Origin of the sequence: Paenibacillus sp. FSL R10-2736 (assembly GCF_038000245.1) — a bacterium.
In the GTDB taxonomy this organism is placed as follows: Bacteria; Bacillota; Bacilli; order Paenibacillales; family Paenibacillaceae; genus Paenibacillus_AQ; species Paenibacillus_AQ phytohabitans.
The window spans coordinates 2,600,409-2,614,573 of the sequence record NZ_JBBOBN010000001.1; the positions used below are offsets into that span (position 1 = coordinate 2,600,409).

General features: G+C 49.7%; 14 protein-coding genes. 7 read left to right on the forward strand and 7 right to left on the reverse strand.

The window, feature by feature from the left end:
- The first annotated feature begins 90 nt into the window (after window positions 1-90).
- Both NSQ73_RS10980 and NSQ73_RS10985 read left to right on the forward strand, forming a co-directional pair.
- Window positions 91-795 (forward strand): response regulator transcription factor, encoded by a 705-nt coding sequence (locus NSQ73_RS10980; RefSeq protein ID WP_340986417.1) that lies wholly within the window; start codon window positions 91-93, stop codon window positions 793-795.
- Complete coding sequence (locus tag NSQ73_RS10985; RefSeq protein ID WP_340986418.1) at window positions 792-2,210, forward strand: sensor histidine kinase; 1,419 nt, start codon at window positions 792-794, stop codon at window positions 2,208-2,210. Before NSQ73_RS10980 ends, NSQ73_RS10985 begins: the two co-directional genes overlap by 4 nt.
- A 306-nt stretch (window positions 2,211-2,516) precedes the next feature.
- On the opposite strand, the gene NSQ73_RS10990 is transcribed toward NSQ73_RS10985, so the two are convergent.
- Complete coding sequence (locus NSQ73_RS10990; protein ID WP_076243282.1) at window positions 2,517-3,554, reverse strand: asparaginase; 1,038 nt, start codon at window positions 3,552-3,554, stop codon at window positions 2,517-2,519.
- A 182-nt stretch (window positions 3,555-3,736) separates the two neighbouring features.
- Here NSQ73_RS10990 and NSQ73_RS10995 point away from each other — a divergent pair, with 182 nt between their 5' ends.
- On the forward strand, window positions 3,737-4,660 hold the full coding sequence (locus NSQ73_RS10995) for an MBL fold metallo-hydrolase (RefSeq protein ID WP_340986419.1): 924 nt from the start codon (window positions 3,737-3,739) through the stop codon (window positions 4,658-4,660).
- Window positions 4,661-4,674: 14 nt separating this feature from the next.
- Window positions 4,675-5,520, forward strand: a complete 846-nt coding sequence (locus NSQ73_RS11000) for a GNAT family N-acetyltransferase (RefSeq protein WP_340986420.1) — start codon at window positions 4,675-4,677, stop codon at window positions 5,518-5,520.
- Between the two features lie 193 nt (window positions 5,521-5,713).
- Here NSQ73_RS11000 and NSQ73_RS11005 read toward each other — a convergent pair whose 3' ends face one another.
- The 4 genes from NSQ73_RS11005 to NSQ73_RS11020 all read right to left on the reverse strand — a co-directional run bounded on the left by NSQ73_RS11005 (window position 5,714) and on the right by NSQ73_RS11020 (window position 8,194).
- Window positions 5,714-6,139, reverse strand: coding sequence for a GNAT family N-acetyltransferase (locus NSQ73_RS11005; RefSeq protein ID WP_042138437.1), 426 nt, complete (start codon window positions 6,137-6,139; stop codon window positions 5,714-5,716).
- Between the two features lie 214 nt (window positions 6,140-6,353).
- Window positions 6,354-6,875: a hypothetical protein gene (locus tag NSQ73_RS11010; protein ID WP_340986422.1), complete on the reverse strand. Its 522-nt coding sequence runs from the start codon at window positions 6,873-6,875 to the stop codon at window positions 6,354-6,356.
- 79 nt (window positions 6,876-6,954) lie between these two features.
- Window positions 6,955-7,596, reverse strand: a complete 642-nt coding sequence (locus tag NSQ73_RS11015) for an alanyl-tRNA editing protein (RefSeq protein ID WP_340986424.1) — start codon at window positions 7,594-7,596, stop codon at window positions 6,955-6,957.
- Between the two features lie 40 nt (window positions 7,597-7,636).
- Window positions 7,637-8,194 (reverse strand): helix-turn-helix domain-containing protein, encoded by a 558-nt coding sequence (locus NSQ73_RS11020; protein WP_340986425.1) that lies wholly within the window; start codon window positions 8,192-8,194, stop codon window positions 7,637-7,639.
- 322 nt (window positions 8,195-8,516) lie between these two features.
- Here NSQ73_RS11020 and NSQ73_RS11025 point away from each other — a divergent pair, with 322 nt between their 5' ends.
- The 3 genes from NSQ73_RS11025 to NSQ73_RS11035 are packed head-to-tail and all read left to right on the forward strand — an operon-like array spanning window position 8,517 to window position 11,626.
- Window positions 8,517-9,722 (forward strand): helix-turn-helix domain-containing protein, encoded by a 1,206-nt coding sequence (locus NSQ73_RS11025; RefSeq protein ID WP_340986426.1) that lies wholly within the window; start codon window positions 8,517-8,519, stop codon window positions 9,720-9,722.
- Between the two features lie 42 nt (window positions 9,723-9,764).
- The gene (locus NSQ73_RS11030) at window positions 9,765-10,817 is read left to right on the forward strand and encodes an ABC transporter substrate-binding protein (RefSeq protein WP_340986427.1); all 1,053 of its coding nucleotides are present in this window, start codon (window positions 9,765-9,767) and stop codon (window positions 10,815-10,817) included.
- Complete coding sequence (locus NSQ73_RS11035) at window positions 10,814-11,626, forward strand: alpha/beta hydrolase (protein WP_340986429.1); 813 nt, start codon at window positions 10,814-10,816, stop codon at window positions 11,624-11,626. Before NSQ73_RS11030 ends, NSQ73_RS11035 begins: the two co-directional genes overlap by 4 nt.
- A 100-nt stretch (window positions 11,627-11,726) precedes the next feature.
- Here NSQ73_RS11035 and NSQ73_RS11040 read toward each other — a convergent pair whose 3' ends face one another.
- Both NSQ73_RS11040 and NSQ73_RS11045 read right to left on the reverse strand, forming a co-directional pair.
- Window positions 11,727-12,482 (reverse strand): PIG-L deacetylase family protein, encoded by a 756-nt coding sequence (locus NSQ73_RS11040; RefSeq protein ID WP_340986430.1) that lies wholly within the window; start codon window positions 12,480-12,482, stop codon window positions 11,727-11,729.
- A gap of 44 nt (window positions 12,483-12,526) precedes the next feature.
- Window positions 12,527-13,864 carry an MFS transporter gene (locus tag NSQ73_RS11045; protein ID WP_340986433.1) on the reverse strand — a complete coding sequence of 446 codons (1,338 nt, stop codon included), beginning with the start codon at window positions 13,862-13,864 and terminating at the stop codon, window positions 12,527-12,529.
- Window positions 13,865-14,165 lie beyond the last annotated feature (301 nt).

Consider the following 14,165-nt stretch of genomic DNA (forward strand, 5'->3'; position numbering starts at 1 on the left):
AATTGGTGGCTTTGTGGAAAAACAATGGCAGGGCTCTAACGCCTCCCGCAGCTTGTTATAATGGAGCAGACAAAACTGTGGAGGGTTACGATGAACAATCAAACGGTCATTGCCGTTGTGGACGATGATGAGAATATACGCAAGCTGGTCGAGGCTTATTTACATAAGGAGAATTTCTGCACCATTGGCCTGGGAAGTGCCGAAGAAGCCTGGGCCCTGTGGACAAGCGATCCTCCCGGCATGTGGGTGCTCGATATCATGCTTCCGGGGATGGACGGGTATGAACTATGCAGGCGCATCCGTGATCAAGCAGAGGTGCCGATCATTATGATCTCAGCCAAAGATAATGAAGTCGATAAAATCCTGGGTCTTGAGCTGGGCAGCGACGATTATCTGGTCAAGCCGTTCAGTCCCCGAGAGCTGGTTGCCCGAATCAAACGGCAGCTGGAAAGGTGGGAACGGCTCCATCAGCCTCAGCCCTCAGCTGCGTTGCCTTCCCCTACAGGCATAGAGCTGGGCGGACTGCTGTTGCTTCCTGAAGAAAGGAGGTCCTTCTGGCACGGTTCAGAGGTGGAGCTGACTAGTAAGGAGTTCCTGATGCTGAAGGTGTTTGCCGGACATCCGAACCGGGCATTTACGCGGGAAGAGCTGCTGGGTTATGTCTGGGGTGATGATTATTTCGGCAGTGACCGCGCAGTGGACCATCTGATCAAACGCATCCGCAAAAAAATGGACGGCTTACCGCTGGAATCGGTCTGGGGACACGGCTACCGGATGAGAGAAGGACAGGAATGATGAATATGCGGATGAAGCTAAACGGGCAGATGAAGAAGCTGGAGCTGGTGCATCAGATCAACTTCGCCTTCGGATTATCTCTGTTGCTTGTCTTGTCCATCACGGGAGTGATGATTCATTTGGTACTGATGGATCATTTCATCGGTAAGGAACAGGAGGGATTGCGGACGCTAGGCGCAACACTGACCGCCAGCATGCAGCAGCTGCCCGCCGCAGCAATAAGTGCAGTCCCAATTGAAGAAAATGAGTTGTTTCCTGTTCAATACGCTACGCTATCCAGCGGAGTACAGGCTATTGTGACGGATCAGCAGGGGAATGTGGTCTCGGGAACCCTTCCGGCTGTACCCGGACAGGCGCCCAAACAGGCGCAGGCGGTTACCGGCATAACGGCATTAGAGACAGGCAGCCTGCAGAGCTTATGGGACGGCAGCGACCCGCGTTATCTGGTGCAGGTAAATGCGCTTCCCCAAGGCAAGCTGACTCTGCTGACCCCTGTCAGCAGAATCAAAGCGATCGAGCAGGCACTGCTCAAACGTCTGATTCTTGTCTTTGCCGCCGGTGCAGCCGTGATGTTCCTGTTCAGCCTGTTTATCACAAGGAAGCTGATTGATCCGCTGATCAGCCTGCGCGAGGAACTCAAAAAAGTGAAAAACCGCCGGTTTGCCGAAGTGAATCTGATCCGGGCGGGTGGGGAGATCGGTTCTGTGGCCCGGACCGTATACGAAATGGCCGGAGAATTGCACAGGTTCAACCGGGTACAGAAGCAATTCTTCCAGAATGCCTCGAATGAGCTGAAATCACCGCTGATGTCGATATCCGGTTATGCGGAGGGCATCAGGGACGGGATATTTGAAGGTGAGGATGTCCGTAGAGGGCTGGATATTATTCTGGGTGAGAGCGGACGGCTGCGTGACCTGGTGGGTGAAATGACGCTACTGGCCAAGCTGGACAGCGAAGAGGATATATTCCGGGCGGTAGATTGCGATCTCGAAGAACTGCTCTTTGAGGCGGTAGAACGGATCAATCCGCAGCTGGCTGCAAGAAAGCTGTCGCTCAAGACTGAAATCTCCGGAGACACCGGGCTGATGCTGAGGGCTGACCGTGATAAGCTGCTTCAGGCACTGCTGAACGTATTATCCAATGCTGCGCGTTATGCAGACAGGAAGATTGATGTCCATGGCTATGTAAGCAAGGGACTGATCACATTAACAGTTTCGGATGACGGCTCCGGCATTCCGCAGGAGCTGCTGCCCAGTCTGTTTCACAGGTTCGTCAAAGGAAAAAATGGTGATTCCGGGCTGGGTCTGGCTATCTCGCGCGCCATCGTGGAGCGCTGCGGCGGTAAGATTACCGCCCTGAACTGCCCGGAAGGCGGTGCCGTCCTCATGTTTGAATTTCCATCCGCAGCCGGGTAATAGCTGCCTGCAGACAAAAAAGTGGCGTCTTATAAGTAGAGTCTATAAATAGATTCTATAAGTAGAGTCAGAGCATATCTCTTGTTATTGGAAGATCGCCGCTTTGCGTTTTTGGTCATTTGCAGCTTGTTTTAATACTCGCCTTAGTCTACTGATTTTCTAAGCTGAAGAGCAAAGCGATTGGAACAACGGTCCGTTCACGCAGCTTCCTCTCAAGTGCACATGTTGATTTCATTCAAAAAAGAGGGTGTCCCGGTAGCCATTATAAGGCTTACGGGACACCCTCTTAGAGTGATATTTAGTGTTTTAATATTCGTTGAACATTGCGGCAATTTCGTCGTATCCGGTGGTTTGGGTCAGCGCCAGGGAGAGCAGAATCCGTGCTTTTTGCGGCACCAGACTGTTGCAGGGAATGGAATTGGCGGACAGGTCAATGTAGGAGTCCTTGAGTGTGATTCCGCTTGAGATCCGCGAGCAGCGGACCACAGGGATGTTATTGTTCTTAAGCTCGCCGACTTTATCAATCCACGGCTTGCTGTAGATGCCTCCGCCTGCTCCGGCAATCACAATGCCCTTGGAGATCGTGGCGAGATAATCCAGGATGCCGGGATCGGCGTCGACATGGAAGTAGGCTACGGATACTTCCGGCAGTCCGGTCATGGCCGATACATCGAATTGTGAAGCAGTCGTATGTCTTTTGAGCGTCCGGGTATAGAAAAAGGCATGACTGTCGCGCATGTAGCCCAGGCAGCCGAAATCACGCTCATCGAAGGCATTAGCCTTGAAGGTATTCACCTTCTGCACATCCCGCCCGCTGTAGATGCCTTCGGCGAAGACAACCATCACGCCCTGTCCGGACGCATCCGGATTCGCCGCCAGTGCAACAGACTGATACAGATTCAGCGGTCCATCCGCACTGATGGCAGTAGCCGGACGCATGGAGCCGGTAATGATCACAGGTTTGTCAGTCTTGATCACCAGGTTCAGGAAATAGGAGGTCTCATCCAGGGTGTCGGTGCCGTGGGTAATTACGAAGCCGTGCACATCCTCCCGGAGAGCAAGTGTATTGATGTACGCTGCCAGTGTAAGCCAGTGTTCGCTGGTGATATCTGCACTGCAGAGATTGCTGACCTGCACGCCTGCACAATTGGCAAGCCGTTCCAGATGGGGCACACTATCCAGCAGATCCTGCACGGGCAGGGCACCGGGTTCGTAGTTCAAGGTTTTATGCGCTTCGCCGCTGCCGGCAATGGTGCCGCCGGTAGCCAGAATAACTACATTTTTGAGGCTGGGATTATAAAATGGGGATGCTGTGAAGTTCAATTCAGGTGCTGGAATAATCATAGATCGTTTCCTTTCAGGTCGAATCAGAATGAAGGCTATGGAATTACATTGAATGTATTATAACATACGATTTCAGGGGACAATGATCTGTTTTTACTCCTGTTTTTCCCTGCAAATAATTAGTCAATAAGTGCATGCCATATTAAGGTATAATAAGTAAGAATATAAATGGGAGGATATGTATGTTCACGGTAGAGGAAGTAGCACAGGGAGTGTGGGCAGCGATTGTTATTCCGGGCCGGGGCGCGGTAGGCAATGCGTCCATTATAGATCTTGGGGATACCACAGTCGTGGTGGATACCTTCAGCCTGCCCGGGGCAGCGAAGCTCCTGCGGGAGACGGCTGAGCAGCTGACGGGGAAGCCGGTCAAATACATAGTGAATACCCACTATCACGGGGATCATCATTACGGGAATATGGAGTTTGCCGACTGTGTCATCATTTCCACGGAGCTTACCCGTGAAGTGCTGACAACGAATGGTCCGCCTGAGCTTGGGGAATGGCAGGAAGGGCTGCAGAAGCAGATTGAAGGGCTTCAGGAGGCTCATATTACTGCTGTGGACACCCGCCTGCAGGCAGCGCTGGGATATGAAATATCGGAAAAGCAGGCCCTGCTGGAGGCAACGCCTGCGATCCGCAGAGTAACAGCTGCTGTGACATTCAAGGATACGCTTGATATCCACGGGTCAGAGCGGTCCATACAGCTGTTCACTTATGGCGGCGGGCATACCTGCAGCGATGCGATGGTATATATTGCTGACGTGAAGGTGCTGATCGCCGGGGATCTGGTGCTGAGCAAATCCCATCCGGCTATGCTGCATGGTTTCCCTGAAGCCTGGGCAGTAATCGTGGAACGGATTGGCCGCGAGATGGACTTCACCCGGCTGATTCCTGGTCATGGAGGGGTTGCCGGACGTGAGAGCACCGCTGAAATGTTAAGTTATCTTCAAGAGATCCAGGCCTATGCCGCAGTGGCTGCCCGGAGCGGGGAGAACGCGGATTTCTGGCTCGCCAAGGGAATTCCGGCACCATTCGATACATGGGAGGGCTCCCATATTTTTGAGTGGAATTTCCGCTGGCTGTACAATACATATAATCAATCCTGAGAAAAGAGGAGAAAATGATGCTGAAGCTGGATAGCCGGGACTATGCCCTGGCTCTGCCGCTGTTAAGTCAAGTGAAGATCAACACCTTGTTTGCCGAAGCAGTGCTCAAGGGACAGACTACCGGCACTGTTTATGTGGATAATGTGCAGAACCCCCGTACCTTTTATGTGGCCCATGATTATGGAATGTCACTGGTCTATGGGGATTCAGGCAATGAGGCGTTTAACCGGAGCTTATATGATTATATTACCAACAAGATAGGGGACAGGCAGTCTCCGGAATGGCTGCAGGGGGATCCGGCAGGAGGCTGGTCTCCGTTGATTGAGTCTATGATTACTGAGCATAACGCACTGCTAAATGTGGTTGAGGCAGGTCCTGAATCGGCTGATACACGGAGGATGTACACCCATACCAGAGTGAATTTCACCTTTGATCCGGAAGTCTACCACAGTGCGAAGGAGCAATGGTTCCGGCAGGATGCAGTAATTATTCAGATGACTGCCGGGCTGTTTGACGGGCAATCAGGTGCTGTGATTCCGCGCTATTTCTGGAGAGATGCAGAGCATTTCCTAAGTACAGGCATAGGATACACCCTGCTCTGGGAGGGGGAAAGCGCCTCGAGTGCGTTCTCGGCGTACCGTACAGCGGATCAGCTGGAGATTGGGATTGAATCGGCAGCGGGCCACCGGGGGAAGCATTTTGCCTTCTCCGTATGTTCTGCGCTGATTGATTACTGCCTGGAGCAAGGGCTGGAGCCGGTATGGGGCTGCCGCCGGGAGAATGAGGGTTCTTACAGACTGGCTCAGAAGCTGGGCTTCAAGCCATCGCTGTACATCCCCTATTACCGGTTGGCCGAGTGAATAACAGATTCAGCAGAATAACATATTAATTGTTTAAGTTTTAAACCGATCAATCAAAAGAAGCAGCGGCAGTTTAAGACTTGATAAATAAAGTCTTAGACTGCCGCTGTTGTTGTTAAATAAACATTTCCCGTTAGTTAAATATTAATATGCTTGCTTTCGTTTCAATAAAGGCTAGTGAGAGTTTAGTCCGTCATTTGTTTAACATTTTTGAAAAGTACTTAGGAGCCTCCTTAAAGCCTTGTCTCTCATAAAATTTATGAGCATCTATTCTTCTGGAATGACAATGAACTTGGATACGGTCACATCCCCTTTTTCTGGCAGAGGCAGAGGCAAATTCCTCTAATTCCTTTCCAATTCCTTTACTTCTTATTGAGGAGTCTACAACAAGGTAACTAATAGAAGCGATATCACCTCTAATTCCCAACTGAGGGATATAATGAATGGAAATACAGGCAATAACACGTCCTTCATTTTCATATACCATTAATTCTTCGTTGGGGTCAGCTAGAAGTCTTTCCATGTTCTCTTTAATAAAAAATTCGGTATCCGGGTAGCCTAATTGCGTCAAAAGTTTGGATATATCTTTCCTATCCTCCAGTTTTGCAACTCTAATCATAAATTTCATCTCCACTGATTTCCCATTTTATAGGTGCACCATAATCTTGGCATTATATTAGCGAATTTACTAGAACCACGGTATGACTATTTCAATGCAGGTGTGGTTTATTGTTACTAGACCAGAGTCAAACTGCCCATTCGTTGAACAAAGGCAGCTGAGCATGTTGATCGGCTGCCTTCTGGTTGTTATTGAGCTAACGTTACCCGTTAGTTTAATGACCTCTCCGTAAAAAATCAATGAAGGCATCCAAAACGTTAACCGCTAATCGATATTGTTCTGAATCTGACTGGGTATAAAGGATACTCTCTAAATCATTCTCCAAGTCTAAGAGTCTATTCGAAATTTCAGTTATTGGAGGATCAGGCATTAAAGCGGTGTTTAATCTGCTCTGTAATTCTTCAATGCCGTATTCTTTATTCTTAAAACGTTCGACTAAGATTTCGTAATGATGAATGCCTATTGGTATCCAATTTACCGGTATATCGCTTGAATTTTTTGCGCATTCTTTAGCTTCCTGTAGTGAATCGTGCAGAGTGCCACCAATAACATTCCAATCCAAGTCGCAAGAAAATAAACAGTACCCTATGTCACCGTCATATTTAGCTACTGCGAAAGCAGTGATACCCACTTTTTTGTTATCATGTTCGAACAAAACATATCCGTAATTATTGCAATGCTCGTTTGCTGTATAAATCAAAACATTTGCTCCATCCAGCAATGGTGGCACTGTCAAGTTATTCACCTGCTTTCGAAAATGAATTGTTCGTTTTAATCTGCCTAGCGTTTCCCGTTAAATAAGAAATAATTAGCTTTTATTCACTTACATAGATTTCGATTCTTTCTTTCCCTCGCCCAATATTGTTACGCTTCAACTTAATTTCTCCAACTTCGCCTGTTTTCTTCAAGTGAGTTCCACCGCAGGGAACCTTTGAAAAACCTTTAACTTCCCAATATCTTCTTCCATTTCCTTCGTCACTGAAATCACTAATGATGTCGAGGTTTGCCACAATGATCTCACGAGATTCTTTCTCGATCAAAGAAAATGATTTTGAAATGTTCTCGTGCCATACGAAATCTATTCGGGCTTTATCTTGAGCGATATGAGCGCCTGTCTTCTCTATACTTTTCAAATGTTTGTAAGCTAATTCTAATACAACCTCCGCAGCAAAATGTAGTCTCATAAGTCTGTAACGACGATCCCAATCTATGGTCATCGTCACTTGATCACCAACTTTTAAATCATGCCCTTCTTCAACTGTATAAATGATTTCATGACCATCTTTCTTTGCTTGATGTACGGAATATCCACCAATCAATCCTGTATCACTTTCTTGTCCACCAGAGAAAGCATAAAAGATGGTTCGTTCCACTGTAATGTCATTGCCATTTACACTGGCTATGTGAGTATCTAGTTTTGTTAAGTATGGGGTTGTCCAAAATACTTTTTCAACCATATCAGCACTTCCTTATCACATCATGAATTACATACCAGTTTTACGATTCAGGATAATGCATGACAACTTGTAGGATGACATCTTCATCCGTGTCATTTATATATTTGTGTGTAACGTTTCCTGCAAACCGTATAGCGCCTCCTGTAGGAAGGGTATACTCATCATCCCTAATCATGATTTTAAATTCCCCTGTAACAACAGTAATGTACTCTTGGACACCCTCATTGTGGGGTGTGGAAACATAATTCCCTTTAGGCTTTAATACAATCGTGAAAATTTCTATTTGAGTTTGCGGATGGAATGGAAATAATAAATAGACTAGACAATTACCGTTATCCTCCGTTATATCTGGTACTTCTTTTCGATTAACGATTGATATTGTAGATTTGTCGTCTTTAATTAGGGATGAAAAAGAAATATTAAGTCCCGTTGCAATTTTCCAAACGGTGGTCACTGTTGGCTGTGTGTCCCCTCGCTCGATTTGATGTAGCATACCTTTGCTAACCCCAGTTAAATTTGCCACTTTATCCAAGCTTAACTGCCTTTGCTTTCTCACACGTTGCAAGTTGTGTCCTATCCTGATGTGAATAGCATCCAAGAAATAACCCCCTTACGTTTAGTATATTATACAAAAATAACACTATAAAATACAAATCGAATAGGATTTTAGTTACGCTAAACTGCCAGTTAGTTTAATGAAGCCTTGTGAATCTAACACTTTATTTTTCAGTCTAGAACTTTATTGATTTTTAACATCAATCCAGAGAAGAGTGCCCGTTGGCGTTCTTTTTTATTGAGTTTTTAACAGATAATGATTATCATTATCGCTGTATAGCTGATATTCTGCAGCCGGCCGCATTTGCTGCGGTCTGCATAACAATATGACACTATATAAGAAATATAAGAACGGAGGAGTACGTATGGAGTGGGAACAGCTGCTGGAGGGTAGTCTTCATCCGGAAGGCGGGCGGTTTAACCTGGCGGCCGTCCGGGAATACATAGCGGAGCATTATCATGAACCGCTGTCCATTGATAAGCTTGCAGGTATGGCCGGACTGAAGCCGAAGTATTTTGGCGAATTGTTCAAAAAAACGTTCGGACAGAGCACGCTGGACTATCTGACAGAGCTGAGAATCAGCCGGGCCAAGCAATACTTGCAGGAATCGGATTATCTGCTCCGTGAGATCGCTCATAAAGTCGGCTACAGCGATGAATTCTATTTCAGCCGCAAATTCAAAAAGGAAACCGGAGTCCCTCCTTCGTCGTTCATCCGTCAACATAAACGGAGGGTTGCCGCCTGCTCTGCAGCTGCGGTCGGGCAACTGCTGGCCCTGGATATTATCCCGGTGGCCGCTCCGCTGGATTCCAAATGGACTTCCTATTATTTCAACAAGTATTACGACCGGATTGAAACACATCTTAGGGTAGACCTGATGGACCAGGAGCTTGAGCGGGCTAAGCTGATCAATGCCCGGACGGAGGCAATTATCGGCCACGATGCCTGGGATTCAGCATGGGAGGAGCATCTGCTGCGCAATAGCCAGAACCTCTTCATCCCCCGCGAACAGGACCGCTGGGATGTCCAGCTCCGGGAGATCGCTGCTTTTCTGGGCAGGGAACAGCAGTGCAGCCAGTGGCTGCAGCGGTTTGAACACAAAGCCCGCCATGCCAGAGAGCAGGTGGCCGCCGCCGCGGGTGAAGAGAGCTGTATGGTGCTCCGCCTATACGAAGATCAATTGCATGCTTACTGCAACAGGGGAATCCGTGATGTGATCTATGGCGAACTTGTCTTGAAGCCGGCATATACCGGCTCCGGTACGCTGTATAATGAGCCGATTTCGCTTGCGGAAGTCAGATTGCTGAATCCGCAGCGGTTAATGCTGATCATCTGTCCTGATTTTGCCACAAGGCGCCATTGGCTGTCCCTGCAGCACAGTGAGAGCTGGCGTAATCTGCCGGCAGTACAGTCAGGTAAACTGGACCTGTTGCCGTCAGATCCCTGGTTTGAATATTCGGCGGTAGCGCTGGACCGGATGCTGGAGGAGGCTGTTCTGATGTTTACAGGAAATAGTCCAAGCCCGGAACAGGATACAGTCCATGGTTACCCTTCTGTTTATCCTCTATAATCCCTAGTAATGAGAATGATTATCACTAGGGGGAGATAAAACATGCAAGATCATAAGGTCAATTCAGCCAAGAGAAAGAAGTCAGGAATCCCGGCCCTGTTAGCGCTAATCTTCGTGACTATGCTGCTGGCGGGCTGCGGCAACAATTCGGCGGCTGACAGAGGGGCCGGGAATGGAGCCGCTCAGACAAACGCCGCAGAAGCGACACCGTCAACGTCTCCTGAAGTGGAGCCGGCAGTGGCTGAAGCTGCAGAGGCAACCGGCTATCCGCTAGTGGTTCAGGACGAACTGGGACATGTGGTTACATTAAACGCTGCTCCAACGAAAGTATTTGCTCCATATATGGAAGACTCTCTGGTAGTGCTCGGCGTCAAGCCGGTGGGACAGTGGTCCAATAAAGGCCAGGGACAGCAGTATCTTCAGGATCAGCTTGCCGGTGTTCCGCTTGTTGATTTCACCAGCGGCTTGCCCTCACCTGAGGTTGTGATGGCGATGCAGCCTGATCTCATTGTGCTGCATAACTCCTACTATGCGGAGAATGGTGTCTATGAGCAATACTCCAAAATTGCCCCGACCTATGTCTTCCAGCAGGCGGCAGGTGACCTGGACAGCTCCGTAACGATACTGGGTGATCTCCTCGGCAAGCAGGAGGAAGCGGCTAAAGGCCTTGCAGATTACCTCAAAAAGGTAGAGGAGGCCAAGACAACCCTGGCTCCGCATATCCAAGACAAAAAGGCGTTGATTATCCGGTTCAATTCGCGGGGGATGTTCCTGATGGGCGGTGTTTACGGCGGGTTTGTACTGGCGGAAGAGCTGGGAATTACCAAGAGCGATCTTGTTGCTACAGAGAACAGTGTGGAGTTATCGCTTGAGGTTTTGCCGCAGATCGATGCCGATTATATCTTCCTGGCTAACGATACAGCTAATACCGGAGAAACCTTTTATAAGGAGCTCACAGAGAGTGCACTCTGGAAAAGCATCCCTGCCGTCCAGGCCGGCAAGGTCTATGATGTGGACGACCGTTACTGGCTGGGCGGCGGTATCGTTGCCTACAGCAATGTCATTGACGATGTTCTGGAGATCCTCGCGCCATGACTATAACGAATGAACGGAGCTACCCGCATCTTGGCTGTGAGGAACATGTCATTTATGCCGGGGCAAGACGCCGGGAGTACCGGATTCTGATCTCGCATCCAATTGGAGAAGCCCCGCCGGAGGGGTATCCGGTCATCTACGCACTGGACGGCCATGCCGTATTCCATACTCTGGCCGAATCTGCACGTCTGCAGACCCGCAAACCGCATGGTTATGATCCGGTAGTAGTGGTGGGGATCGGCTATCCTTCCGGTGAGCCCTTCGATATGAAGCGCCGCTGCTATGATTTCACCATGCCGGCTGAGGAGCAGCAGCTGCCCAAGCGGCCGGATGGCAGCCAATGGCCGGAGAGCGGCGGGGCAGACGAATTCCTCGATCTGCTGCAGCTGGAGATTATGCCGATGATCGCCAGCCTGTTCCGGGTAGACACAAAGCGTCAGGCGCTGTTCGGCCACTCCCTCGGCGGTTTACTTGTACTGCACGCACTGTTCACGCGTCCGGAGCTGGTAACCCGTTATACGGCTGGCAGTCCTTCAGTATGGTGGAATGATTATGCCCTGCTGGCTGAACTGGAGCAGTTCTTGGCAGCATATCCTGCTAAGGCTCTGCAGCGTAAGCTGCTCATTACGGTCGGTGCCGACGAGCTGGAGCATATGGTCGAGGATGCCGGGAAGCTTCCCGGACGGCTGGCATCTCTGGCAGAGCATGGCCTGCAGACGAGTCTTAATGAATTCGCCGGTGAGAGCCATGTCAGCGTACTGCCTGCGGCGCTGAGCCGTCTGCTGAGATTCGCCTTGGAGAAGGAATGAGATCCTAGAACAAGCCTAAAGTTCATAGATTCCACGTAAAGAAGAGCAGCAAATCTCCCGTTTAGGTGAGAAGTGCTGCTCTTCTATATGTTAATACACTTTAGATCAGCCGGGCATCCACGAAGCAATGCAGATGCAGCGGGGACAGCACCTTCAGGCCTTCACCAAGCTCGAAGTCTTTGCCTTCAGCGAGCTGGCGGCCTTTTTCACGGAAATAGATCCGGTACATCGCCAGAGTCTCTTCACTGAATTGGCTGCTGTGCAGGGCTAAGGCCGCGAACTTCCGCTCGAAGTGGTCTGTAATGTCGATCACCGTATTAGGCTCCGAGGTGAAATAGAAACCAATGGCCTTCGGCTGCCAGGGGCGGGTGCTTGTCCCTCGGGGATACAGCGGAAGTCCGGACGACAGGAAGGCCTGGGCTGCGGCTCTGCCAGTAACGATATGATCATAATGTGCCTCATAGCTCAGCCACGGATCAGGACAGAGGATAACATCCGGCTGCACGGTGCGGATGATCCCGGCAATCTCTTCTGCCAGCGCCGGAATATGCTCCAGGGTGCCGTCGCCGTGGGCCAGCTGGTGGAACACTGTGGCACCCAGCGACCGCCCTGCGGCTTCCAGCTCACGTGCGCGGACGGCTGCAATCTCGGCAGAAGACATATGCTCGTCCACCGCACCAAGATCCCCGTTCGTCACGGTCAAATAATGAATCTCGCAGCCCCGCTCCGCCAAAGAGGCGATTGTCCCGCCGATACCCACCTCATTATCATCCGGGTGCGGCTGTACGCATAATATTCTGCGGCAGCCTGTCAGATCGGGAGGGGACATCAGTGCTGCCATTGTGGATATATCCATGTTCATGATCACTCCTTATATCAGATAAATGCTTGAGTTCCCTTCTATACGGACCGGGTATTCTCCAAATCACTCAGAGTCTGCAGCCGCTGCTTATCACTGATATTGTAGAACAGAATCGGCAGGATTGCGGCCAGGAAACAGAGGGCAGGCAGGAGAAACATCACGAAGCTGAGCCCCTGCTGGAGCCTTGGAGTCGACGGCTGATTCTCAACGTAGCTGAGCAGGCCCAGACTTGCACCGATAATGAGCCGTGACAATGCCCCGCTGAATTTAGTGACAAAGGTGTTCGTGGAGAACACAATCCCCTCGCCCCGGAAGCCCAGCTTCCACTCCGAATAATCAATGGTATCCAGCAGCATGGACGTGCTCACAATGGTTGTCATGCCCGAGAAGAAGAAGCTGACCGCGAAGAACACCAGAGTGGTCATAACATTGTGGTCACCGAGAAGGTAAGGCAGGATGCAGGACAAGCTCCCCAGAATGCAGGATAGGATGAATACCTTCTTCTTGGAGAAGCGGCGCAAAAGCGGCGGCGTAGCCGTCATTCCCAGCAGCATGCCTACAACAAGGCTAATCCCGACCTGGGTTGCATAACCGGCATCTCCCCAGACATAGACCACATAATACAGCTGAATGCTCTGCCGGATGCCGTTGACCAGGTTGATAATCAGCAGCGAGGCAAGCAGGGTGAGCAGCGGTTTGTTTTTATACACCGTTTGCAGATTTTGCCGGAACGAGATCTTCACGGGTGAAGGGGCGACCCTTTCCCTGGTAAGAATTCCCGTCAGCAAAATAGATAACGCAGCAATGATTCCTATAATAATTGCAGAATACAGATAGGCTTGCGTGCTCCGTTCACCGCCGAAGGCCAGCAGCAGCTGGATGCCGCCGACTGTGATCACGACCGCACCGAGGGTCCCGCCGATTTTGCCTAAAGTGACGAACAATGTCCGTTCACCCGGATCTGTAGAGATGACGGACGACAAGGCCCAAAGCGGCGTATCACAGACGGTATACAGCATACCCCAGAGCAGATACGATACGGTGGCGATCACCAGCGTTGTCGTAGAGGAGCCGCCGAAGTCCCAGAAGCAGACGATGGTTGCCAGTGCAATCAGGAAGGGGGCGAACAGCAGATAAGGCCTGAATTTGCCCCACCTGGAGCGTGTTTTGTCGGTAATCATGCCCATCAGCGGATCAAGGCAAGCATCGAAGATGCTCGCTGCTACCAGTATGACACTGGCGGTAGTCGCCGGAATGCCCAGCAGATCCGTGTAGAAGAACAGAATATACATCGACATGAAGCTGTACAGCATATTCTGGCCCAGCAGGCCGCCGGAGAACACCATTTTCTCAGCCAAAGGTACTTTTGTTGTCAATGAGCAGTCCTCTTTTCGTTGTGTATATGTAGGGTTGTACCATTTGCTAATTATGTTTATTTATAACTTTTTTAGATGTTCTGTCAAGCTGAATATGTCTAACGCAGCCGGCTGGATAACCGTTACATATAGACAATGTGGAAGCGCATTACAGGAAAATAATTAAAAAATTATTAATGCAAAATAATTATATTAACTATTTAACGAAAAATGTCGAAATATAGCTGATGTGTCCGGCTGATGGGAGAGTGTTATGGGAGAATACAACAGGATTACGGCAGGATGGACACTAAGAAGTTAA